General features: G+C 54.1%; 20 protein-coding genes and 1 pseudogene. 10 read left to right on the forward strand and 11 right to left on the reverse strand.

The features are described from left to right. Positions 1-6 precede the first annotated feature (6 nt). The 5 genes from galK to cutA all read right to left on the reverse strand — a co-directional run bounded on the left by galK (position 7) and on the right by cutA (position 5,736). Complete coding sequence (galK, locus tag DB48_RS09060; protein ID WP_041509975.1) at positions 7-1,173, reverse strand: galactokinase; 1,167 nt, start codon at positions 1,171-1,173, stop codon at positions 7-9. A gap of 316 nt (positions 1,174-1,489) precedes the next feature. Continuing rightward, on the reverse strand, positions 1,490-1,732 hold the full coding sequence (locus DB48_RS20085) for a hypothetical protein (protein WP_152619126.1): 243 nt from the start codon (positions 1,730-1,732) through the stop codon (positions 1,490-1,492). Positions 1,733-1,826: 94 nt separating this feature from the next. Further along, a complete protein-coding gene (locus tag DB48_RS09065; RefSeq protein ID WP_041509976.1) occupies positions 1,827-3,455 on the reverse strand; it encodes a cation:proton antiporter family protein in 1,629 nt (542 codons plus the stop codon). Positions 3,456-3,607: 152 nt separating this feature from the next. Next, on the reverse strand, positions 3,608-5,416 hold the full coding sequence (locus tag DB48_RS09070; RefSeq protein ID WP_041509977.1) for a protein-disulfide reductase DsbD: 1,809 nt from the start codon (positions 5,414-5,416) through the stop codon (positions 3,608-3,610). Next, positions 5,413-5,736 (reverse strand): divalent-cation tolerance protein CutA, encoded by a 324-nt coding sequence (gene cutA / locus DB48_RS09075; RefSeq protein ID WP_041509978.1) that lies wholly within the window; start codon positions 5,734-5,736, stop codon positions 5,413-5,415. Before cutA ends, DB48_RS09070 begins: the two co-directional genes overlap by 4 nt. Before the next feature lie 261 nt (positions 5,737-5,997). On the opposite strand from cutA, the gene DB48_RS09080 reads away from it, so the two are divergent. Further along, on the forward strand, positions 5,998-6,606 hold the full coding sequence (locus DB48_RS09080; RefSeq protein ID WP_041509979.1) for an FxsA family protein: 609 nt from the start codon (positions 5,998-6,000) through the stop codon (positions 6,604-6,606). Between the two features lie 33 nt (positions 6,607-6,639). Here the strand turns inward: DB48_RS09080 and DB48_RS09085 are convergent, their stop codons facing one another. Then, on the reverse strand, positions 6,640-8,475 hold the full coding sequence (locus DB48_RS09085; RefSeq protein ID WP_041509980.1) for a protein kinase domain-containing protein: 1,836 nt from the start codon (positions 8,473-8,475) through the stop codon (positions 6,640-6,642). A 211-nt stretch (positions 8,476-8,686) separates the two neighbouring features. Here DB48_RS09085 and DB48_RS09090 point away from each other — a divergent pair, with 211 nt between their 5' ends. Continuing rightward, the gene (locus DB48_RS09090) at positions 8,687-9,031 is read left to right on the forward strand and encodes a hypothetical protein (RefSeq protein ID WP_041509981.1); all 345 of its coding nucleotides are present in this window, start codon (positions 8,687-8,689) and stop codon (positions 9,029-9,031) included. Between the two features lie 119 nt (positions 9,032-9,150). After that, the gene (locus DB48_RS09095; protein ID WP_041509982.1) at positions 9,151-9,807 is read left to right on the forward strand and encodes a thiopurine S-methyltransferase; all 657 of its coding nucleotides are present in this window, start codon (positions 9,151-9,153) and stop codon (positions 9,805-9,807) included. Positions 9,808-9,899: 92 nt separating this feature from the next. Here DB48_RS09095 and DB48_RS09100 read toward each other — a convergent pair whose 3' ends face one another. The 3 genes from DB48_RS09100 to DB48_RS09110 form a co-directional block, all read right to left on the reverse strand. Beyond that, a complete protein-coding gene (locus tag DB48_RS09100; protein WP_041510065.1) occupies positions 9,900-10,916 on the reverse strand; it encodes a porin in 1,017 nt (338 codons plus the stop codon). 570 nt (positions 10,917-11,486) lie between these two features. Further along, entirely contained in the window at positions 11,487-12,893 is a 1,407-nt protein-coding gene (locus DB48_RS09105; protein WP_052813728.1) for a heavy metal sensor histidine kinase, read from the reverse strand. Between the two features lies 1 nt (position 12,894). Beyond that, positions 12,895-13,572, reverse strand: a complete 678-nt coding sequence (locus DB48_RS09110) for a heavy metal response regulator transcription factor (protein WP_041509983.1) — start codon at positions 13,570-13,572, stop codon at positions 12,895-12,897. A 158-nt stretch (positions 13,573-13,730) separates the two neighbouring features. Here DB48_RS09110 and DB48_RS09115 point away from each other — a divergent pair, with 158 nt between their 5' ends. From DB48_RS09115 to DB48_RS09135, 5 genes are all read left to right on the forward strand, one after another. Then, complete coding sequence (locus tag DB48_RS09115; protein WP_041509984.1) at positions 13,731-15,521, forward strand: copper resistance system multicopper oxidase; 1,791 nt, start codon at positions 13,731-13,733, stop codon at positions 15,519-15,521. Then, positions 15,518-16,414, forward strand: a complete 897-nt coding sequence (locus tag DB48_RS09120; protein WP_082035613.1) for a copper resistance protein B — start codon at positions 15,518-15,520, stop codon at positions 16,412-16,414. Before DB48_RS09115 ends, DB48_RS09120 begins: the two co-directional genes overlap by 4 nt. 32 nt (positions 16,415-16,446) lie before the next feature. Continuing rightward, positions 16,447-16,833: a hypothetical protein gene (locus DB48_RS09125; RefSeq protein ID WP_052813729.1), complete on the forward strand. Its 387-nt coding sequence runs from the start codon at positions 16,447-16,449 to the stop codon at positions 16,831-16,833. Between the two features lie 65 nt (positions 16,834-16,898). After that, the gene (locus tag DB48_RS09130; RefSeq protein WP_041509985.1) at positions 16,899-17,447 is read left to right on the forward strand and encodes a c-type cytochrome; all 549 of its coding nucleotides are present in this window, start codon (positions 16,899-16,901) and stop codon (positions 17,445-17,447) included. A 107-nt stretch (positions 17,448-17,554) separates the two neighbouring features. Next, positions 17,555-17,818 (forward strand): DUF5676 family membrane protein, encoded by a 264-nt coding sequence (locus tag DB48_RS09135; RefSeq protein WP_041509986.1) that lies wholly within the window; start codon positions 17,555-17,557, stop codon positions 17,816-17,818. Positions 17,819-17,997: 179 nt separating this feature from the next. Here the strand turns inward: DB48_RS09135 and DB48_RS09140 are convergent. Further along, a pseudogene (locus DB48_RS09140) lies at positions 17,998-19,055 on the reverse strand (porin). Positions 19,056-19,421: 366 nt separating this feature from the next. Here DB48_RS09140 and tcdA point away from each other — a divergent pair. Beyond that, on the forward strand, positions 19,422-20,234 hold the full coding sequence (tcdA, locus tag DB48_RS09145) for a tRNA cyclic N6-threonylcarbamoyladenosine(37) synthase TcdA (protein ID WP_041509987.1): 813 nt from the start codon (positions 19,422-19,424) through the stop codon (positions 20,232-20,234). A 112-nt stretch (positions 20,235-20,346) separates the two neighbouring features. Continuing rightward, entirely contained in the window at positions 20,347-21,576 is a 1,230-nt protein-coding gene (gene pepT, locus DB48_RS09150) for a peptidase T (RefSeq protein WP_041509988.1), read from the forward strand. Positions 21,577-21,603: 27 nt separating this feature from the next. On the opposite strand, the gene DB48_RS09155 is transcribed toward pepT, so the two are convergent. Beyond that, complete coding sequence (locus DB48_RS09155; RefSeq protein WP_041509989.1) at positions 21,604-23,244, reverse strand: sensor histidine kinase; 1,641 nt, start codon at positions 23,242-23,244, stop codon at positions 21,604-21,606. Positions 23,245-23,306 lie beyond the last annotated feature (62 nt).

The raw sequence follows: 23,306 nt of genomic DNA on the forward strand, positions 1-23,306 counted from the left end.
GCTCTATTAGTAGAGCTCTTCATCCAGCCTGGAGGCGCCCTGGCTTGCCGAGCAGAGGTAGACGCTGGCTTCCAGGCCTGTGGCGGTATGATATTGGCGTTCGACCGCCTCGACCACGGCGTCGGTGAGGTCGTGATCCACGAGCGCCACCACACAGCCGCCGAAGCCGCCCCCCGTCATGCGTACGCCGCCGCGATCGCCCACCACGGCGTCGATGATCTCGACCAGCTTATCTATCTCGGGCACGGTTATCTCAAAGTCATCGCGCATCGACTGATGTGACTGAGCCATGAGTTCGCTCAGCCTGGCGATGTTGCCTGCCTCCAGGGCATGGGCGGCGTTCTGAGTGCGGCGATTCTCGCTAAGCACGTGGCGCGCCCTGCGGTAACAGACTTCCGGCAGCTCCTCTTTGGTATTCTCCAGGGTGCGCAGGTCCAGGTGACGCAGGCTCTCGACGCCGAAATGTTCGGCGACCTGCTCGCACTGCTCGCGGCGCAGGTTATATTCGTTGTCTACCAAGCCGCGGGGCACGTTGGAGTTGACTATGATCAGGCTCAGGCTTTCGGGTATTGGCACGGGTTCGCTGTCGAGATCTTCACAATCGATCAGCAGGGCATGTTCCTCCTCGCCCATGGCACTGATCATCTGATCCATGATGCCGCAGGCACAGCCGACATACTGGTTTTCACCTCGCTGGGCCATCTGGGCCACCGCCAGCGGAGAGAGTCTGAGCTGGCTAGCGTCGTTAAGTGCCGTCCCGAAGGCGAGCTCCAGGGCTGCCGATGAGGAGAGGCCTGCCCCCAGAGGGACATTGCTCACCACGGCGAGATCCATCCCCTTGGCGGGGAGGCCGCTGGCGCAAACCGCCGCGGTAAAGCCCTTGAGGTACTTAACCCAGGTGTCATCGGGATCGGTTGTTCCCTCATGACCGAAATGCCAGGTGTGGATCTTGCCGGGAAAGGCGTCGGATACGGCGCGGAACTTGTCGTCATCGCGCTGCTTGACGGCGATGATAGTATGAAAGTTGATGGCGGCAGGCAGGACGAACCCATCGTTATAGTCGGTATGCTCGCCAATCAGGTTAACCCTGCCCGGCGCCCGATACAGGTCGTCGGCCGTGGTGCCAAAGGTCTGCACAAATAGTTTATTGGCGCGCTGTGCGGTATTCGACATTGGTGTTGAACTTCTCAGAAAATGTTAGCGTTCTCTGCCCCGGTGGGCAGTCTTGTTCATGGTGGCAACAACCATGAGTCATCCTTGTCATTTTTATATCACGTCTCAGTCATTGATGTAACTGGGATTTGACCGCTTGGATCGGGAAAATATTGCCGACCGCCTTTCGACCAACTGACTATCGACAAATCGCCTGTCGCTGCAGTCCCTATATCGCTTTGGCCTCTGCCGAGCCGTCATGGGGTAGGCTGAGGCCGATTGGGATTCGTTTGGGCTTCGTTTGTGATTAAGCCTGTCTGGTCAAAAGCGGCTTAGCCTAGTCCAGGATTGGCTCGGGGGCTGGCGCGAGGGCGGGCCGGGCAGACAGCAGGCGGCTCAATGCCAGGGTAACCAGAATCGTCGCCAGCAGGGTGATGGCCATCAGATGAATGAAGTAGAGCCAGATGTCGTAACCTGCGGCGCCGACCTGTGTGGTCATGCCGACTAAGAGCCAGACACCCGCCCTGAGTATGTTTCCGAAATAATGGTATTGATTAGATTTTCGTTTTTTTGTCGGCACAGTATTGTACTTCCCATCTTATCGCAGGATGGCAAGTACAATACAAGATATTTAGAATAATGTATACAATCTATGGTTTTGAGATGAAACAGGGTTAGCCTGTGGCCTCCTGGGGCTCGACGGCGATATCGGCCTCGTGCTGTTTACCGGACTTCAGCTCGCAAATCACATGCTCGACAAAACCGGCACCGGCGGCCTCGTAGAGGTTAAAGACGCTGTGCACTCCGGATGCCTTGAGTGACTGGGCATCCTCACTGTATTGCACGATCGCGCTGAGCTTACCCTGGTAATCCAGGCGTTTTAGCTGCTCCACCGCAAACTGATTTCCCGCGTGGTGGGGCATGGCCAGCAGCACCAACTCAAGATTCGGCGCCCTGTCCAGCTTCTCCCAGAAGTCGGTATCCGAGGCGTCGCCCTGTACCACGTTACGCCCCTGCTGACGGTGAAAGTCCACCAACTCTTGCTTGTGTTCTATCCCCAGGATCTCGCCGTCGAACTGATTGGCCAGCTCGTCGTAGGCGCCGCTACCGATGCGGCCCATCCCCAGGATGAGGAAGCGAGGATTGCCCACGGGGATCTGCCTGTCTTCGGGATGTAGCGGGTGTTTCTCCAGCTTCTGTAGGCGGCTCTGAAATTTCTGATACAGACGGGCCGAGGCGGCGTTAAGCGGCGCGGCAAACAGGAAGCTGAGGCTGAGGGCCACGGCCAGGATCACCATCCATTGTCCCGGTAGCCAGCCCTTGCTGGTGGCCACGGCGGCGACGATCAGGCCAAATTCGCTGTAGTTGCCCAGGTTAAGTGAGGTCATCAGCGAGGTGCGTGAACGCAGCCTGAAGTGGGTCAGCAGGTAGAGGAAGAGCACTATTTTCACCGGTACGATAAGCACCAAGAGGGCCGCCAGACCGATGTCGCCGAAACTCGGTAGGCCGTTGAGACCAACCGTGAGGAAGAAGGCCACCAGGAACAGTTCTTTGAAGTAGAAGAGCGACTTGGCCAGCTCGGAAGACTTGGCGTGTCCCGCCAGCAGTATGCCGATGATCAAGGCGCCGAGATCCGGCTTGAGGCCGACCAATTCGAACAGGCCGGCACCGACGACCAAGGCCATCACCAGGCCGAAGAGGACCAGCAGCTCACCGTGACCGACCTTATCGAAGGCCTTGTAGATAAGTGGCCTGGCGAAGGGCAGCAGCAGTAGTCCCAGGGCCCAGACCGAGGGAATATCCCCCTTGGAGATGGTGAGGAAGGCGACGGCGAAGATATCCTGCATGATCAGGATACCTATGGCGACGCGGCCATAGAGGGACTGCATGTCGCCCTTATCCTCGAGCACCTTAACGGCGAAGATGGTGCTGGAGAAGCTCAGCGCGAAGGCTAGCAGTGTCAGCTGGTTGAAGGCGAGGCCGCTCAGTTGCTCCAGCCCCATTAGGCCGAGGAGCTTGAGCAGGGGCACCAGGAAGATGATGGAGCCCAGCAGATGCAGGCTGGAGCCAGCCCAGACTTCGGCCTTAAACAGGCTGCGAATATCCAGTTTGAGGCCGATGGCGAACAGCAGCAGGGTGACACCAAGCTCGGCCAGCTGCTCAAGCAACGGCAGGCTGCTCTCGTCTATGCCGAAGAGGAATAACACAAAGCCCGCGACCAGATAACCTATGAGTGGCGGTAGGCCGATACGACTGACAAGCATGCCACAGGCTAAGGTGATGATGAGAATGGCGGGTTCCATGTTGCTCCTTGTGTTCCGTGAGATATACCCCTGATTGTATAGGAATTGGGTTAACTATAAATGAAAACTTTGTTTAGTGACTCATCTTTTAGCCGATAATAAAAAACCTCCCGCAGGAGGTTTTTAGGTAGCTTATGCGAGGCCGCCTGAGCTTATTTAGCTAGCAGGTGATCCAGATGGGCGGCAAATTCGGCAGGCTTCATGAAGCCTGTGACTCTCAGGTCGTCGCGGATCTCGCCATTGGCATCGAACATCAAGAGTGTGGGCAAGCCCAGTACGTCATAGTGTTCCAGCAGCTCTATGTCTAGGGTGTCGTTTCGGGTCACATCGGCCTGGAGGAATACCATCTGCGACAGACGAGACTGCACGGCCGGGTCGACGAAGGTGATCTTCTCGAACTCCTTACAGGCGACACACCAGTCGGCGTAGAGATCCAGCATCACAGGCTTGCCCTGGGCACTGGCGGCGGCCACCTCGGCCTGCAGATCTTCCAGGCCCTTGATGGTCTTATGGCTCACCTTGTGGCTTACCGCACCGGTTTGGGTCTCATAGCCCAGGCTGGTCATGACGGCCTGGAAGCCATAGGAGAAGCTAGCCAGCAGGGTAAGTAACAGCAGCACAGAGCGCACCGTCTGCTTCCAGTTAAACTCGGTGAGCTTGTTCTGATGCATCAGGTAGGCGGTCAGGCTGATACCCCAAAGGGCCCAGAGGAGATCAGATACTAGACCTGTCCAGATACGGCCTATCATCAGGATAGAGACGGCGATCAGCAGGAAGCCGAACACTGTCTTGATCACATCCATCCAGGCGCCGGCACGTGGCAGCAGTTTACCGCCCGACGAGCCTATGATGAGTAGCGGCAGCCCCATGCCCATGCTGAGCACATAGAGTGCCAGGAAGCCTTGCAGCAGATCGCCGGTTTGTGCCACATAGACCAGCGCGCCCGACAGCGGCGCCGTGGTGCAGGGAGATGCCACCAGACCCGAGATGATCCCCATGACAAACACACCGGCGACATTGCCGCCTTTCTGGTTGTTAGAGAAACGATTCATCTTCTCCTGCCAGCTCGATGGCAGCTTGAGATCGTACAGGCCGAACATGGAGAGGCTGAGCACGAAGAAGAGGATCGCCAGCACCACCAAAACCGCCGGGTGTTGCAGCGCGGCCTGATACTTCATGCCCGCCGAGGCGACGATGAGTCCCAACAGCGAGTAGGTGATCGCCATCCCCTGTACATAGACCATGGAGAGACTAAACGCCTTACCGGTTGAGAGCTTCTCACCCTGCCCCACGATGATGCCTGATAGGATAGGGTACATGGGGAAGACGCAGGGGGTTAGCGCCAGGCCGATACCCAGGCCGAAGAAGATCACTAAGGTCCACAGCAGGTTGTCGCCCGAGAGCATCTGGCTCAGAGAGTCCTGCTGGGTAATGGGCGCCTGCTGGTCGGCGGTTTCACTGGCCGCAGAAGCCTCTTTCAAAACCTCGGGGAGCAGGCCTGCGTTGGCGCTCACCTGAGTGAGGGGCGCGCTGCGCGTGGTGGGCGGGAAGCAGAGTTTACCCTCGGCGCAGCCCATGAAGGTCACCTCGATGCTGGAATCCTTGCCGGCCTCCTTGAGTGCCACAGGGATCTCGACATAGGAGTAATAGACCTGCTGCTCGCCGAAATACTCGTCGCTATGGGCCTTGCCCTTGGGCAGTTGGATCTCACCCAAGGTGGCGCCGTCGGCGGCGAACTTGAGTTTGTCGCGATACAGGTAGTAGCCGTCGGCGATCACATAGCTAATCTTGACCAGGTTGCCCTCTTGCTGGGCATCGAAGACGAAGGCCTGATCCACAGGCATCAGCTGAGGTTCGTCTTTCAGAAAATCAAACTTACTCTTGCTGAACAGGCTTTCACTTTGCGCCCCGGGGGCGATCAACAGCAAGGTCGAGAGGAAGAGGAACAGTATTTTCTTCATGATAGTGAGGTTTCTTTTATCCATGCTAAATAAGCCGCCGAACCTGTGTGGATCTCTGTGGCGATCAGCTCGGGAACTTGGTAGGGGTGCAGCGACAATAGGGTCTGCTCCAGCTTGTCGTAATGACGGGCGAGACATTTTATCTGCAGGCTCACCTCTGTCTCCTGGCACACTTCACCTTCCCAGGTGTAGAGTGAGGTGACAGGGGAAGAGATCTGAATACAGGCCGCCAGTTTGGCCTCCACTAGGGCGCGGGCCAGGGTGCTGGCCGTGTCATTGTCCGGGCAGCTGGTGGTGACGAGTAGACATTTTTCCTGCATCTGTTGCTTTTACCCTGTATGGTCATTAATTGGGCGTTAAGGTAACCGGGTTATACTGGCTCACAAGGGTATTGTGAGCGATAGCTACTTTACGTGTTTTGTCGACGACTTGCATTAAGCTATTGCTAAAATAGTGAGCTTATTCCAAGTTTGTTCCTAGGGGGAAATGCAGCAAAAGTGCGTCCCGACTTGAAAGTAGACCGGTGCGCCCCCATTTAGTTTTCAATGCATTAGAAATTTCGATCGAATTGTGAGGTCAGCGTGTTTTTCATCCTATTGATTATCTTTGTACTCATTCCCGTTATTGAGCTCAATGTGCTGATCCGCGTTGGCGAAACCTTAGGCAGCTGGACCACTGTGGGCCTGGTGATCTTCACCGCCGTGGTGGGGGTCTCACTGGTGCGTAGTCAGGGGATACATACCCTGATGTCTGTTCAGCAGAAGCTGGCGCGTGGCGAGGCGCCAGGCCAGGAGATAGTCGAGGGCATGATGCTGGCCATGGCCGGTCTGCTGCTGTTGATCCCGGGTTTCGTGACCGATTTTATCGGCCTCTTGTTGTTAACCCCGCTCACGCGTGCCCCCATTGCCGCCTTTCTCTATAAGCGGATGCAGGTCAAGGTGAGTCAGCAGGGGGGCTTTCATGGTCAATTTGGTCACGGCCAGTCTAGGCAGGGGCCTTTTGGTCAGGGTCCATTCGATGCTAACCGTTCACCCTTCGATCGCTCTCCCTTCGATGAGCAGGGTAACACCTTCGACGGCGACTATGAGCGCAAGCCGGATCCTTCCGACAAGCTGGACGAAGAGCGTCAGCTGGGTGACAAGCCCGAGGATGATAAGGCGAGTGATGATGACAAGCGCGAGCCGAAGTAATTCGGTTCACTCATTCCTCTTTCAGCTGAGCCATTACTCTTCCTGTTGGGCCATGACTTCCTTGGGGTTTCTGGGATAGAAGTGGTCCGCCTTCCTGTCGATATGCTGAAAGCGACGGGTATTCTTATAGGGAAGTTTCATGAAGCCCGAGACGCCTTTCCCCTGAATCTTATCCACATGGCTGAGGATCCTGTCGAGGCTGGCCCTGAAGGCGGCCTGCTTGCGGGGATTTAACAGCCTAAGATAGCTATGGATCTTCATATGGTTAGGTAGCACCTCGAAGATGATGCAGCCGGTGTGGTGGATCTGGTTGATCCAGCCCAGCTCGGTCATGATCTCCTTGGGCAGCTCCAGGTTTTCATCCGGATCGCGACCATCCTCGAAGTAGGAGTGCAGCCTGGACTTATCCTCCAGCGAGGGCACATCGCCCACCTCGAAGGGCAGCTGCTGGTCTGGACTCGGCCTGAAGGGCTGACTGGTGTCGTCGCGCTCCAGGTGCAGTGTGTCGCGGGCGTTGAAGAAGCAGGCCTTAAACACCCCGATGCGGCGAATGCCCCGTGCCAGGGTCACCATGTTGTTGACTGCTAAGGTTAATGCCACCTTCTCCTGTTCGTTATAGGTGGCCAGGTTGGAGTCGATAAACACGCCGGTCTCCTGCCAGTGGATCGCCAGGCCGCCCACCAGAGGGTATTGTCCCACCCGGCTGACCGCGGCGATAAAGCCCTTCTCGGTATCTCCCATGCCTGCCATGAAGTTGCGGTAGTACTTCTCCAGTTGGAGATCGTCCATCTTCTCTATCGGCTCATCCTCGTTGTGTTCTCTCAGGAAGGATTTACGCGAGCTGTAGGTGACCGTCTCCACATCTTTCGCCTGCTTGAGTGTCCATACCGGGATCTCGGGTTGCAGCGGTGCCGCGGGCAGATCCGGCAGGTGCAGACGGTGGCTGTGGGCCATGCTCCTGAGGAAATAGTCTCCGGCTCGGTTGCGGGTAATTGGATCGTCGCTGAGCATACCATCTAAGGTGCGGGCCAGCTCGATGGGCAGGCCTATGCTGCTGGCGGGAATCACCTTGCTGCCGAAGCGGCTGGCCTGGCCCGAGGCCAAGGCGTAGAGGGTGGCGGCCACCCCTTGCTCGTCAAACCTGGGGCTGGAGAGGGCGCCGTTGAGCTGCTCCTCGCCGATGAAGTAGACATCCCCCATCCGAGCATTGGTGTGCTGCTGATCGCTGGAGAGCAGATCCATCACATTGCCATTGACCGGATTCCCCTCGCCATCGCGCTGGGCAAATACCGCCGAGCCCCAGTCGATGAGCGACAGATGATCCCGCTCCATGTCGTACACCAGGTTAGAGGGCTTGATGTCGCCATGTACCAGCGGGCGGCCATTGTGCAGATAGTTGAGGATCTGCGCCAGCTGGCGGGCGATGCTGACTATGATACGTACCGGCAGGGCGCCATGCCTGAGGCAGAGCTTGTCGAGATCTTCCCCCGGTGCCCTGGCCATCACAAGGATCCCCTGCTTACCCACATGCTCAAACTTGATCACAGGCGGCACATTGGGGTGGATCACCTGTGACAGCATATAGGCTTCCTCTTCCAGCCTGTCTTGGATCTGCTGGGGTAGGGTGATGCGGGAAAACTTGAACACATGGGCCTTGCCATGACGATTGATGCCGGCGAAGACGAAGCCATAGGCCCCCTTGCCCACCAGTTCTATGTCTGAGTAGCCTAGCTTGCTGAGCTGCTGTTTACAGAGTCTTATCCAGGCCCTGTGTTTGCGGGCGTCATCGGCCTTGAGCAGGTAGATAGACTGCTCTTCGGAGATGTAAAAGTGTTGCAGTTCTGGGCTGGGGGCTTGGTTGTCGGGCATGGGGCACTTCACTGAATATCGATATGTTTTTATAGCAAGAAGCGACCGTAAGGCACAATAGCTAGATTTTTCAGCAGTGCGATACCTAACCGATATTTTCGGATGAGATGTTGACCTACATCAAATCTGTTACATACACATACAGGTAACCTGAAGCTAATATAAAACTAAGCTTCATTTTTGAGCGACATTGAAGAGTGAGGAGGGCGAAATGACGGAACTAAACAAAGCCCTGTTGATAGAGTTATTAGAATACCCGAGGAAGCGCATCGTACAGTCGATGGAGCTAAAATTTTGTCCTCACGCGGGTTTTTTCAATAGTACAGATCCCCAGTGTATCCATTGCCATCAAGGCATGGAGTGCGTCTGGATGAATCATAACGACGAGCTGGTGGCCGTCGAGCGTAAGTCGGTGGCAGAGCTGAAACAGCAACTGCTGATCGCCGTCGACTTTATCGACTCCAGCCTCACCCCCCATCACCTATCGCGCCGTAACTGCGAATGTGAAAACTGTGTCTGGTTAAGGCGGGTTCAGAAGGTTCTGGATATCCAATAGGCTCTCGCCTGTATCCAGAGATAAACCGGCCGTCTAAATTACCAGGTAAACTGGCATCTTAGGCGGCGACAGATTAGAGTAGCCTGCATAATGAAACACTTGCTTATGCGGAGCTACCGATGCAACCCAGTTTTTGGCATGACAAATGGGCCTCACAGCAGATAGGTTTCCATCTCGATGAGGTCAACGCCCTACTTATCGACTATTGGCCACAGCTCAAGCTGGCTGCCGGTAGTCAGGTCTTTGTTCCCCTATGCGGTAAGACGCTAGATATCTGTTACCTGGCCGAGCAGGGGCTAGAGGTGATCGGCTGCGAGCTCAACCAGAGTGCGGTCGAGCAGTTTTTTAGTGACAATGAGTTGCCCGTCGAGCGTCAGACGCAAGGCGAGCATGAGTGTTATCGCACCGAGCAGGTGAGCATCTACCAGGGAGATCTGTTTAGGCTGCCGAAAGAGCCTCTCGAGGCGGTGAGCGGGTTTTATGACAGGGCGGCGCTGATCGCCTGGCCTCCCGAGATGCGCCAGCAATATGTGGAGCGTCTGGCCGAGTTATTGCCCCCTAAGAGCATAGGCTTGCTCATCACCCTGGATTATCCCCAGGAGGCCCTTAACGGCCCGCCGTTTGCGGTATCCGATGCCTGGATTCAGGCGCACATGAGCCCCTATTTCGAGATAGAGCAGCTGAGTTGCCTGGATGTGTTGGCACAGAACCCTAGGTTTGTGAAGAAGCAGGTGCCTTGGCTGACCGAGTCCGTCTATCGTCTGGTAAGGCGTTAGGCTAAAGCGCTTAAATCGCGCGCGTTACGCGTGAGATAACAAAAAGGCGACCCAAGGTCGCCTTTTTTCGTCAGAGCCTGAGGCTCATCGAATTAGAAGTTGTAACGAACACCAACGGTGAATACGTTGTCATCTTCCATGTCAGTCTTGATGCCGGCAGCTTTGAAGTCACCGTCGTACATAGCGTAGTGGCCGTAAACCATAGTTGATTTAGCTACCTTGTAGTCCGCACCAACAACGATAGAAGTGATGTTTACATCAGTAGTATCAGCAGTTTGGATGCCAGAGCGCTTAGCGTATACACCTAGACCTGCTTCATCTTTACCGTACTCAGCCTTCAGGTTAACGCCGTTCAGGTTGTAGGCAACGTTTACGAAGTAAGAGTTACCTTCAAGGTTTGGCATAGCAACGCTTTCAGAGTTTTGGAATAGACCGCCAACCTTGAAGTCGCCTAGCTTAACTTGAGCCACACCACGGTATGCGTCGATACCAGAGATGCCTTTGTTGTATGCACCAGCTACATAGTAGTTTTGTGCCTTGAACTTCTTGTCACCCAGAGTCGCGCTAACGGCATACTGGCTGTCATCAGAAGCTTGGTTATCTTCCATCAGGTAAGTTGCATTGATGGTTAATAGGTCAGCAATCTTTGGAGAGTAGTACCAGATACCGTCTGCGCTACGAGTCTGTGCGCCTACTAGACGGTCGATATCGGCGTTTGAGTTACCGAATAGGTCAATGCCACCTTCAGATTGCTTGAATACAGTGTCGTTACGGCCAACAAGGATAGTACCTGCGGCGCTCTTAAGACCTAGGTAAGTGTTACGAGCCTTGAATACGTCACTGTTTGTTGAAGTGTTTTCAACTTGGAATTCCATTTGGTAGATCACTTCGATACCGTCAGCGATCTTTTCTGTACCCTTCACACCTAGGTGAGAGAAGTTGTTCTCAAGTACAGTACCTTCTTTAGCTTCACGAGTAGTTAGACCTGTGTCAGAGTTAGTCACAGTAAGGTCTAAACGACCGTAGAAGTTAGGGCCATCGGCTAGCGCGCCGAATGAGGTCAGTGCAATAACAGATGCGACTGATGCAGAGATTAGAGATTTTTTCATGTTTTGTGCTCCCAAGAACTGAGTTCTTTTCCATTTTTTAATGGTTATTAACATAGTTTCCATAATTTGCTCCGAGGGTCCGTTCTCGTAACAAAGTTGGCCAGAAGTTTACAGTTTTATGGCAGTAAGAGTGTGGTGCAGATCAAATTTCTGCTTATCTAGGTTAGCTTTACGAGGAATTTGTGACAGATCTGCCTCATGCGTTTAAAAAACAGTCAATCCTTGTAAATTTAACGTATTGAGCATACTTCTAAAGGGGTATGCGCTCTGCTGTCGATGTAAACAAACTGTAACTTATTAAGAGGTTGCTAAAATTGTAGGTATTTTGCTTGGGAAAGCTCAAATATGTTTGGAAAGTGTGCGCTCGCGCACATAAGTTGGGATAAAAAATCGCCTGTGAGCTTGGTTTCTGTGGCGGTTTGACATCTGCGTGTTAGGCGAGAAAAAGCATCGTTTCGTCGGGGAAGGCAAGACCCAGGGTTGGCTGAAAGCTGAAAACCTATAGGAGCGGGTCTACACCTTATGCTTTGGCGAGCCGACCTTATTTGGCTGAGCTAGATATTGACTGAGCTAGAAGTTGGCAGAGCTAGTCTTTGGTAGAATTAGAGTGAAGCAGGTTTTGCCGTCATGACTCTCGGCGGTGACGCTTCCGCCGTGAATATCCGCGATGGACTTGACGATGGCCAGCCCCAGGCCGGTACTGCTCCCCTCCCTTTGCCTCGCGGCTTCAACCTTATAGAAACGATCAAACAGATGATTGACATGCTGCTTCGGAATAGGCGTGCCCAGGTTGTTCACCTTAATGCTGGTGGCCTGAGGCGTTTGTTCAATGCCGATGACGATTGCAGATCCCGGCTCGGCATGACGCACTGCATTACCTATGAGGTTGCCCAGTGCCCTCTGCACCATTCCCTTATCGGCAATAAGTGCGGCGCTACCTTCTCTTATGATGGAGACATTTTTTTCATCGGCGAGCAGGCTCATATAATCGATGATCTTATCGACTTCCAGATCTAGGGCAATTTCTTGTTTCTTGGGCTCAATCAGTCCATTGTCTGACTTGGCCAGCCACAACATATCATTGACCATGACGGTGAGGCGCTCTAATTCTTCCAGATTGGAATAGAGTAATTCCTGGTATTCCTCCGTGCTTCGCCCCTGACCCAACAGGACTTCATTTTGCATCGCCAGCGCCGTGAGTGGCGTTCTAAGTTCATGGGCGATATCTGCTGAGAAGTGACTAAGGCGTTTGAAACCCAGTTCGACTTCACCAATCATGTGATTAAAGCTGGCGATCAATTCTGACAATTCAACGGGGGCTAATTCCGGCTTCAATCTCAGATGCAAACGTTCGGTTGTTATCTCGCTGATGTCTTTACTCAATCTTTGCAGTGGGCGCAGGCCGAACCTAATGGCCAGCCAGGCTGCCAGTATGGTTAACAGCCATACTAGGAGTAATGTCGACCAGAGGGTGCGGTGAAACTCACTCAGAAATGCTAGGTGAAAGTCGATCTCGCTGGCCACCACTAACTTAGCGGTTGCCCCATTGGGAAGCGTCACCTTGAGTAAGGTGCCCCGCAGGTGCCGCTGCTGTGTCTCGATGACGACTAGCGCTGTCGCCTCGACTCGCTCTTCGGCACCTTGCTGGAGAAACTGAGAAAGATTGGATGTTTTATTACTGTAAATCAGCTGATTATCATCGCTGTAGAGTGCATAGAAGATGCCGTGATGGCCGACCACCGCTTGTGATAGGGCGGTATCAAGCTGATGGCTATCTTGAGCCATTGATAGGGAGGTCAGGATGCCCTTTACCGAGTTGGCGACTACATTCAATTCTTCCTCATCCTGATGCAGGAAATGCGCTTTAACTTGGGTGTCGATCATGACGCCAAGCAATAGGAAGCAGGCGATCAGTGTTCCCCCCACTAAACTGAGCGTACGGGCTTTTAATGAGATCTTCGGATGGCTGCTAAACATGTCAGGCTTCCATGTCCAGTTTGTATCCCATGCCACGCACGGTATGGATAAGTTTCACTGCGAAGGGGTCGTCAACCTTGGCCCTTAGGCGCCTGATGGCGACGTCGATCACATTGGTGTCGCTGTCGAAATTCATGTCCCATACTTGCGACGCGATAAAGGCGCGAGTGAGTACCTCCCCCTGGTGACGGACCAATAACTCAAGCAGGGAAAATTCTTTATTGGTGAGATGCAGTTTCAGTTGCTCGCGGCTGGCCCGGCGCTTGGCGATATCCAGTTTCAGGGTATCAACGGCTAGGATGTCAGACTGCAGCTGTTTGGTGCCTCTGCGCAGCAGGGTTTTTACCCGCGCCAGTAATTCGGCAAAGGCGAAGGGTTTCACCAGGTAATCGTCGGCGCCGGACTCGAGCCCGTTGATCTTGTCTTCCAGGCTGTCCTTTGCCGTCAGGAACATGACAGGGATATTCGAATTGTTGAGGCGGATTTTTTCGAGGATTTGCCATCCGTTCATGTCGGGTAGCATCACATCTAAGATTATCAGGTCAAAGTACTCAGAGATGGCGCAGTGATAGCCGTCCAAGCCATTTCGACACAGGCTGATGGTATACCCGGCTTCTTCCAATCCCTTTTTGAGATAGTCGCCTATCTTGCTCTCGTCTTCGATCACTAATATTCGCATTTGCCCGTAAGCCTTTAACTAGGGTTAAGCTGATTTGCCTATTTAACCATGTATTTACTCACATAAGTTCAAGATTACAGCTTTGTAATCATCACGTCATTTCTTGGTCAGGTACTGGCCACTATCTTTAACTTATACACCTAAAATGCGAGTCGAGTATGGACATGAGAGATAGTGAGTCGTTTAGCCTCAGTCGCCGCCGTTTTGTGCAGGGGCTGATAGCTGGAACAAGCGTCTTGGGCACCAGTATGCCCAGTTTTGCCATGGGGCAACCGACCGCCTATGGCACCAGAAGCCCAGATGTGTTGACGGGAACCGAGTTTGACCTGGTTATCGACCAAGGGCCGGTGAATTTTACCGGCCAGGCCAACACAGGGATCATGATAAATGGCTCGATTCCCGCGCCGACCCTGATCTGGCGGGAGGGTGATACCATTACGCTGCGGGTGACCAATCGATTATCGGTTCCCACGTCCGTGCACTGGCACGGCATTATCCTGCCCTATCAGATGGATGGCGTTCCCGGCCTGAGTTATGCGGGGATAGCCCCAGGCCAAACCTTTACCTATCGATTTCGGGTACAGCAGTCGGGCACCTACTGGTATCACTCACATACTGGCTTCCAGGAGATGTCGGGTATGTACGGCAGCCTGATTATCCTGCCCCGTGACGGAGACGGGGTGAAGAGCGACAGGGACTTTGTGGTGCAGCTGTCGGACTGGACCGATGAAAACCCCATGGAAGTGTTTGCCAAGCTCAAGCAGCAGAGCGACTACTACAATTATGCCCAGCCGACAGTGGCTGATTTCTTCGAAGACGTATCGCGCTACGATCTGCGCACCGCAATGGCGAAGCGCGAGATGTGGAACGAGATGCGGATGAACCCGACTGACTTGGCCGACCTCTCGGCGTCCACGCTCACCTATCTGTTTAACGGACAGCCCCCCAATGGCAATTGGACCGGCATCTTTAAGCCGGGCGACACCGTCCGTTTGCGCTTTGTGAACGGCGCGAGCAACTCGTTTTTCGATGTTCGTATTCCCGGACTCGTGATGACGGTTATTCAGGCTGATGGACAAAATATCGAGCCGGTATCTGTGGATGAATTTCGTTTCGGTCCCGGCGAAACCTATGATGTTCTTGTCTATCCCAAGGACGATGCCTATACCATTTTTGCCCAGTCGATGGACAGAAGCGGCTATGCCAAGGGAACGCTCGCGGTGCGTGATGGCCTGTCGGCAGCCGTACCCACACTCGATAAGATCCAGTGGTTGACCATGGCCGACATGATGGGGGCCATGGACCACCAATCTTCAATGCAACATGGTGGCATGCAACATCAAGGGCATAGCATGTCGATGAACCATGGCATGGCGATGGATCACAGCCAGCATCAAGGCATGCATGGGCTCGCGACCCCGTCACAGCAGGTGCGCCACGCCGCCAGCGAGTATGGCCCGTCGGTGGACATGCGCGTCGATATGCCAAGAACCAGCCTGGATGACCCGGGTGCAGGACTGAGAAACAATGGTCGTAGGGTATTGACGCTAGACGATCTGTGCGCCGTCGAGGGTGTGTTGACCGACACCGGCATGCCCGTTCGGGAGCTGGAACTTCACCTTACCGGCAACATGGAGCGTTACACCTGGTCCTTCGACGGGCTGGAGTTTGGTAAGAGTACGCCGGTCGCCCTCAAGCACAACGAACGTATTCGTATCATCTTACAAAACGACACCATGATGACCCACCCCATGCACCTGCACGGCATGTGGAGCGATCTCGAAGATGCCCAGGGGCAGTTAAGGGTCAGGCGTCACACGATTCCGGTACAACCCGCTCAACGCCTTAGCTTCTTGGCGACGCCACAGGAGGTTGGGCGCTGGGCCTGGCATTGCCATCTGTTGTTCCACATGGATGCCGGCATGTTCAGGGAGGTACTAGTGTCATGAAAAATCATCACCTAATCCATTCAATCACAGCCGCCTTGTGCTTGCTGTCGGCTCAGGCTGTGGCGGGGAGTGCCGCCATGCCGAGCACGGAAGGCGAGGAGCAGCATGAAGCGATGAAAGCATCTTCCATGCATTCCATGCCAGAGATGCAGATGCAGGGCGGCGATGCACCGGCAGATAGTCGTGACCCCCATGCCTATTCAGGCGGGCACACCCTGAGTGAAGGTCCTTATGCTCTGCCAGAGTCACAACGCCTCAGGCTGGCGGATGAGGATGCCTTTTGGGCCGTCATGGGCGATCGTCTTGAATATGATAACGATGACAATGTCGCCTTTGATCTCTCGGCATGGTACGGCGGTACCTATGACCGAGTGTGGCTAAAGTTAGAGGGAGATTATAACCAGGATGGCCTCGAGGAGACCCAGGCAGAGTTGCTCTGGGGGCATGCTATCAGCAGCTACTTCGATTTTCAGCTGGGGGCACGCTTTGACTACTATGCAGATGGTCAAAACCGTCAATGGCTGGCCCTTGGCGTGCAAGGGCTAGCGCCCTATTGGTTCGAGTTGGATCTAACGGCTTACCTGGGAGAGCAGGGCCGCAGCGCCCTGAGTCTGGAGGCAGAGTATGAGTGGCTGCTGACCCAGCGGCTGATCATACAACCCAGAGCTGAACTGACCCTATATGGCAAGGACGATCCGCAAAACGGCATAGGCAGTGGTCTATCCGATGCCAGTCTTGGCCTCAGATTACGCTATGAGTTTTCTCGTCAATTCGCGCCTTATGTGGGTATCGAGCGCAGAGAGACATTCGGCGCGACGGCTGATTATCTCGAGGCGGCCGGTGAATCGGCGGGAGACACCCGTGTGCTGGCAGGGATCCGATTTTGGTTTTAACCCTATTGGTCAAACAACAGAAGGAGTCATTCATGAAAACGAGTATACAAACTTCCCTGGTCGCCGTGTCGGCGCTCTTGTTGTCATTGTCGGTGCAGGCCCATGATCCTAAGGAACATATGACAAAAGACGAGCAGCCAGACTGCAGCAGCATAATGCAAATGGACCAGAGCCAGATGCATATGAATCAGGACCAGATGCATAAGGATCAGAGTCAGATGCACATGAATCAGGATCAGATGCATAAGGATCAAAGCCAGATGCACATGAATAAGGAGGATATGCATATAGATCAGCATCAGATGGATATGGACGACCCCGTGATGCAGGCGTTGAGGAAAAAGTGCATGAAGGAGCAGCAGGAAAAAGACGATCACCACAAGATGGAGCAGCATGACAAGGGTCATTCACACGGGTAATCGGATATCAGATTTAGCGTCGAGGCAAACCGAATAGGCAGAGGAGAACAATAGAAGTGAGATTAATGGTTTATGTAAAGACGCTAGTGGTGATAGTGCTGTTGGGCGTGGTGATTCTGGGCGGGTATCTGTACTCAGGTCTTTATCCCATAGGTGCCGATACGCCCCATAATAAGTTGACCTACTGGGCCTTGGAAACCCTGAGGGAAAACTCGGTGGCGCGTGCCGCCAAGGCGATCCCTGTGCCCGTCGATATAGCAACACCGTCTCGATTGTTGGCGGGTGGTCCCGATTACAACGAGATGTGTTCTGGGTGTCACCTCAGGCCGGGACGTGCGCAGAGTGATTTCACTCAGGGACTCTATCCTGCGCCGCCCAACCTGACCCGTTCAGCATCCGGGGGTGAGGCGGATATTGCGCAGAGGCGGCGAGAGCACTTTTGGATCATCAAACATGGCATCAAAGCCTCTGGGATGCCGGCCTGGGGACCCACACATGAGGATGAAAGGATCTGGAATATGGTGGCCTTCCTCGAGCGTTTGCCCGAGCTGACGCCAGAGCAATATCAGATCCTGACGGCCAGAGATGAGGAAGATGGCGGTGGTCATCACTGACGTGTTATAGCAAGGTCGAGCCTTTAAGCCTGATGTTTTATGGACTGAATGCATCAAGCTGGGGTCGACTGACGCCTCGATCATCTAAGAGGCGATAGGAGGGTTAAATGAAATTAAATGAAGCGGCATTTGCCTTTGCCTGCGCACTTGCCTTCGCCTTAGCCTGGATAGTCTGTTCCCTCTTGGTTGTGGCCATGCCCATGATGATGTCTGACATGACGGGGCATATGTTGCATACCGACTGGCAGACTATGGGGTGGCAGCTAACCTTCAGTGGATTTGTGCTTGGCGGCATCGTCTGGGCGCTGGTCGCCGGTCTTATAGGATGGTTAATCGCCATATTCTATAATCGGTTTTCCGCGAGCGATTGACGCGCCAGCAGGTCATTGAATCTTTTGTGCGGCAACTGAGATTGAGTGGCGATTATCACTAAAAAAGGCGGCCAGTGGCCGCCTCTTACCAGCAGATAACGATTTATCTAAAAATCCTGCTTTGTTCGCAAGCATTTTTCCTGCGCTATTTCTGAGCGCATACTTGCCTGAGGTTGGTATTAGAAGTCGAAACGCATGCCGATAGTGACAATATCGTCACCCAGATCCTGCTTGGCGCCGGCCAGTTTCAGGTCGCCATCATATTTAGTGTAGTGACCATAAAACATTGTGCTCTTGCTGATGCGGTAATCGGCGCCAATGCTGAACTGTTGTAAGTCAAGTCTGATACGGTTTCCATGCCAGCGCCATCGGCATTACCCACGAAACGGCTGACATATTTACCTAGGCCTGAGTCGTCACTACCATACATGGCCTTGATCTTTACATTGCCCAGCACGTATGCGGCGTTAACGAAGTAGGTATCACCCTCTAGGTTGGCATATTTGGCGTCAATATGTTCACTGTTCTGATAGAGGCCGCCAACGATGAAGTTACCGAATTTGACTTGAGCCACACCACGATAGGCCTTAACGTCATCGATATTTTCGTTATAGGCTGCGGCAACATAGTAGTTCTGCGCCTTGAGTGCCTTATCGCCGATGGTTGCGCTTAGGGCATACATGCTATCTGGAGAGACGCGCTCATCACCATCATAGGTGACATAGTTGTCTTCAACTAGGTATGTCGCGTTTAGGGTCAAGAGGTCGGCAATCTTTGGCGAGTAGTAAGTGATACCATCAGCCTTACGCGACTGGCCGGCAGCCAGTAGATCTATGTCTGAGTTGGTGTTGCCAAATAGGTCGAAACCGCCTTCAGCAGACTTGAACACAGTGTCGTTACGACCAATGAGTGCCGTACCGGCAACACTTTTTAAACCAAGGTAGGTATTACGGGCGTTAAAGGTGTCGCCGGAGTTGTCGTAGTTGCTGACGCCAAATTCCATCTGGTAGATCACTTCCAGACCATCGCTGACTTTCTCGCTGCCCTTCACCCCTAACCAAGAGAAGTTGTTCTCTATGATGGTGCCATCTTTCTGATTCTGGGTCGCGATGCCGTTATCTGAGTGAGTCAAGGCAAGATCGGCATGGCCGTAGAACTGAGGACCGTCGGCGAGTGCCGTGAATGAGGTGGCTGCGAACGTGGCGAAAATGCTTGCCGATAGAACAGATTTTTTCATTGTCATCTTCCTGTAGCGATTATGCCCATCTCGAAGAGGGCCTTTGAATTTTTAGCTAACGAGAGTCACGGGCCCAGAGGGAGCTTTCTTGGCCGCATTGCTGTGTTGCGGCGTCAGTGTGCCCAGAAGTGCAAGTTTGAGATGTGATCTGTGTCGCAAATCATTGGTTTTACGTGAGTTTTATCATGTTGTTTTACATTTAAAAACAGTGGGTTAATTTGGTCTTTACGCTGCGTCACCCTCTACTTGCCAAGTTGCTGCAATCGCCCCATAGGTGTAACACTTGTCGCATTTTTTCTTTTTAGGATTTTGCCAGGGATTGCGGTAAAATCGGCGGGTTTTTAGTTATCTTACTCGGAGCCCACCTTGAGCCAAATTGAACTCTCTGATGCCTATCTCAATCGCTTTGCCGGTATTGGCCGCCTTTATGGTGCCAAGGCGCTGACCCGATTTGCGCAGTCCCACGTGGCTGTAGTCGGCATTGGCGGAGTAGGTACCTGGGTGGCCGAGGCGCTGGCCCGTAGCGGCATCGGTGAGATCACCCTGATCGATCTCGACGATATCTGTGTGACCAACACCAATCGCCAGCTGCACGCCCTCAAGGAGACAATTGGCGAGTCTAAGGTGGCGGTGATGGCCGAGCGTATCATGCAGATCAACCCTGAGTGCCGGGTGAACCAGGTGGAAGATTTCATCACCACAGACAACCTGCATGACTATTTTAGTGGTCGCAAGCAGGGCGGTAGCCTGGACTATGTGGTGGACTGTATCGATGCGGTCAAGCCTAAGGCGGCGATGATCGCCCACTGTAAACGCCAGAAGCTGCCTATCGTGACGGTAGGGGGCGCCGGCGGCCAGACAGATCCGACCCAGATCCAGGTAGCGGATCTGGCCAAGACCTATCAAGATCCTCTGCTGGCCAAGGTACGTAACCTGCTGCGCCGTGAATACAACTTCTCTAAGAATGTACAGCGCCGCTTTAGCATAGAGGCAGTGTTCTCCACCGAGCAGCTGGTCTATCCTCAGGCCGATGGCAGCGTCTGTAATGTCAAGGCCACGGCCGAGGGCAGTATGCGCATGGATTGTGCCTCGGGCTTTGGCGCCGTGACCGTGGTCACCGGCAGCTTTGGCTTTACCGCCGTGAGTCGTGTGCTCACTAAGCTTGCCGCCAGGGCGTGAACCCAATCGCCTGCTGGCCTGAGGCGTAAATCACCAAAAACTTGATTTAAGTCTAAAGTCACCTTGGGGTCACTTGTTAGACTCAGTCGACTTTTTTTGCTGGTGATTGATTATGAAACAGGCCCTGTTAAATCGATTCTTACGCTATGTGCAATTTGATACTCAGTCTGATGCGAGTCAGACAGGTTGCCCCAGTACGCCGGGACAGCTGGCGCTGGCGGATCAACTCAGAGAGGAGCTGATCAAGTTAGGCTTCAGTCAGGTGGCGCTATCTTCTACGGGTTATCTGACCGCCCTGGTGCCCGCGACGGTCGAAGGGGTTCCCCCCATCGGCTTTATCGCCCATCTGGACACGGCGCCGGACTTTAGCGGCGCCAATGTGCGCCCTCAACTGATTGAGAACTATGATGGCGGCGATATCCCCCTTGGTGAGCTGAACCGGCTCTCCCCCAAGGAGTTTCCCGAGTTAGATCAGTATCTGGGTCAGACGCTGATCACCACGGATGGCACAAGCCTGCTGGGCGCCGACGATAAGGCGGGGATCGCCGAAATAGTCACCGCACTATCGACCCTGATGCAAGAGCCGGGTAGCCTTCATGGCGATATCTATCTCTGTTTCACCCCCGATGAGGAGATAGGCCGCGGCGCCGATAAGTTTGACTTTGAGACCTTCAAGGCCGAGTGGGCCTATACTGTGGATGGTGGCGAGCTAGGGGGCCTGGAGTTCGAGAACTTTAATGCCGCCACGGCCGTGGTGACGGCCAAGGGAAACAACTGCCATCCTGGCTCCGCCTATGGTGTCATGGTGAATGCCCAGACTATGGCGGCGCGATTTCATGCCAAGATGCCCCTTGGCGATACTCCAGAGAACAGCCAGGACTACGCCGGTTTCTTCCACCTGGCTGAGATGAAAGGGGTTACCGAAGAGGCGCAGCTTACCTATATCATTCGCGATTTCGATCTGGATCAGTTCGAGCAGCGTAAGCGCTGGCTCACCGAACGGGTCGAGGCCTGTAATGCCCAGCTGCACCAGGGCTCGCTAACGGTCAGCATCACAGACAGCTATTACAATATGCGCGATCAGTTGATCCCGCATCCCCATATTGTCGATATCGCCAAGCAGGCGATGGGTGAGCTGGGGATCACGCCGAAGATCAAGCCCATTCGCGGTGGCACAGATGGCTGTCGTCTCTCCTATATGGGCCTGCCTTGTCCTAACCTGTTTACCGGTGGTCACAACTTCCATGGCAAGCATGAGTTTATCTGCCTGGAGTCTATGGTGAAGGCGACCGAGGTGATCATGGCGATCTGCCGCTTAACGGCTAAGCAGTTAAGGGGCTAAGCAGCTAAAGGGCTGACAGTTAAGCGGTTAAATGCCTGATTGGTTGGAGAGGTTGAGCTCGATGGCTGGGCTGTCTAGGACCTCAACCGGAAAGCTCACCTCGAAACAGGCGCCGCCTAATTCGCCGTCGTCGCGATAGCGAATGTTGCCCTTGAGCAGGGTAACGGCGTTGAAGGCGGCGGAGAGTCCCAGGCCGGTGCCGCCCTCCGAGCGAGTGGTGGTATAGAAGGGTTCGAAGATATGACTGCTGGCCTCGCTGCCGATCCCCGGCCCATCATCCTGAATGCGGATGTTGAGCATGCCATCGTCCACCTCGGCGTCTATCCTGATCTTCCCCTGCTTGCGATCCTTAAAGCCGTGGGCATAGGCGTTGGACACCAGGTTGGTGACGATCTGCTTAAACAGGCTGAGATTGGTGAGTATGTTAAGGTCGGGATCGACCCGGTATTCCACCTCGGCCTGCTTGTCGCCGTAGATGAAATGCATCGACTCATGGTGCTCCTCTAGCCCCTGTTTGAGGTTGATGCTGCGTTTGTCTTCCAGGCTCTGCTCTGCGGCGATAGTCTTGAACTTCTGGATCAGGGTGCTGGCGCGGGTGATGTTGCTGATGATCAACTCGCAGCTTTGTTGATACTCCTCCAGGATGGCATTGATCTCCTCCAGGGTCGCGTTTTCGCTGTGGATCAACTTGATCAGCTCCTCGATATGGATCAGCTGGGTGCTGGCGGCGGTGAGGCAGATGCCGATAGGGGTGTTGATCTCGTGGGCCACGCCAGATACCAGGCCGCCGAGCGCCGCCATCTTCTCCTGTTCGACCAGTACCTGTTGGGCGCGTTTAAGCACCAGCAGGGATTGTTCCAGTTCCTGGGTGCGTTCCTTCACTTGGCGCGCCAGTTCATCCTTGTAGCTGCGTTCCAGTTCCAGCAGTCGCTCGCGATCCGCCAGGGCCTCTTGCAGTTCTAGCTTGGAGGCCTTGATGTCATCGAAGGAGCGCCTGAGTTGCTGCTGCATCTCATTGATTGCCTTGGCAACCAGCCAGAATTCGTCATTCTTATGGCTGTTCTTGACGAACACCAGGGGCTCGAATTCGCCGTCCAGGTTGATGTTTTGGCTGTAGTCGCTGAGCTTATGCAGGTGGCGGGTGACCAGAAACCACACCAGGAAGAGGATGAAACCGGCGACGATGAAGGTCTTGATGGCGTTGGAGAGGAGTATGATGATGGCGCGATCGAGCAGTTTCTCATATACCACTCTCAGATCCGCCTGCACCAACAGGGTACCAACGTCTATGTTTTCGTTACCTGAGCCATAGACCAGTTTAAAGCTGCGCTCTATGGTGTTTTCCGGGGTTGCCGTGCCCGCCTGCCAGTGTTGGCCGCTGTCGTCGTTTATCTCTATGTAGGTGATATCTGGCAGCTGGATCAGGCCGTCGATCTGGGTGTTGATCAGGCGCTCGTCGATCACCCAGATGCTGGCTGCCAGCACGTCCAGATTGACCTTCTCGATGCTGTCGAATTGGCGGGTGATGCGATTGACGTCGCTGCGATAGTCGTTGACCAGCTGAAAGCCCGTGGTGAGCAGGGTGATTAAGGAGCTGAAGAGGATGATCGACAGGGTGAGTTTTCTGCCGATGGGACTCTTGAGTAGCTGAGCTGTGTGGTTTGCCATTTATGGTATCGCTTATCCCAAGCACCATAAGCACGGCCGACAATTGACGTTAGGTGCGCTGT

This window comes from Shewanella sp. cp20, from assembly GCF_000832025.1.
Lineage (GTDB): Bacteria > Pseudomonadota > Gammaproteobacteria > Enterobacterales > Shewanellaceae > Shewanella.

Coding starts and splice junctions, on each gene's coding strand:
- DB48_RS09135 (WP_041509986.1), top strand. CDS start 17,555: ATGAAATTAAATGAAGCGGCATTTGCCTTTGCCTGCGCACTTGCCTTC.
- DB48_RS09120 (WP_082035613.1), top strand. CDS start 15,518: ATGAAAAATCATCACCTAATCCATTCAATCACAGCCGCCTTGTGCTTG.
- DB48_RS09100 (WP_041510065.1), bottom strand. CDS start 10,916: ATGAAAAAATCTCTAATCTCTGCATCAGTCGCATCTGTTATTGCACTG.
- DB48_RS09110 (WP_041509983.1), bottom strand. CDS start 13,572: ATGCGAATATTAGTGATCGAAGACGAGAGCAAGATAGGCGACTATCTC.
- cutA (WP_041509978.1), bottom strand. CDS start 5,736: ATGCAGGAAAAATGTCTACTCGTCACCACCAGCTGCCCGGACAATGAC.
- DB48_RS09105 (WP_052813728.1), bottom strand. CDS start 12,893: ATGTTTAGCAGCCATCCGAAGATCTCATTAAAAGCCCGTACGCTCAGT.
- DB48_RS09155 (WP_041509989.1), bottom strand. CDS start 23,244: ATGGCAAACCACACAGCTCAGCTACTCAAGAGTCCCATCGGCAGAAAA.
- DB48_RS09125 (WP_052813729.1), top strand. CDS start 16,447: ATGAAAACGAGTATACAAACTTCCCTGGTCGCCGTGTCGGCGCTCTTG.
- DB48_RS09070 (WP_041509977.1), bottom strand. CDS start 5,416: ATGAAGAAAATACTGTTCCTCTTCCTCTCGACCTTGCTGTTGATCGCC.
- DB48_RS09115 (WP_041509984.1), top strand. CDS start 13,731: ATGGACATGAGAGATAGTGAGTCGTTTAGCCTCAGTCGCCGCCGTTTT.
- galK (WP_041509975.1), bottom strand. CDS start 1,173: ATGTCGAATACCGCACAGCGCGCCAATAAACTATTTGTGCAGACCTTT.
- DB48_RS09085 (WP_041509980.1), bottom strand. CDS start 8,475: ATGCCCGACAACCAAGCCCCCAGCCCAGAACTGCAACACTTTTACATC.
- pepT (WP_041509988.1), top strand. CDS start 20,347: ATGAAACAGGCCCTGTTAAATCGATTCTTACGCTATGTGCAATTTGAT.
- DB48_RS09090 (WP_041509981.1), top strand. CDS start 8,687: ATGACGGAACTAAACAAAGCCCTGTTGATAGAGTTATTAGAATACCCG.
- DB48_RS09095 (WP_041509982.1), top strand. CDS start 9,151: ATGCAACCCAGTTTTTGGCATGACAAATGGGCCTCACAGCAGATAGGT.
- DB48_RS09065 (WP_041509976.1), bottom strand. CDS start 3,455: ATGGAACCCGCCATTCTCATCATCACCTTAGCCTGTGGCATGCTTGTC.
- DB48_RS09130 (WP_041509985.1), top strand. CDS start 16,899: ATGGTTTATGTAAAGACGCTAGTGGTGATAGTGCTGTTGGGCGTGGTG.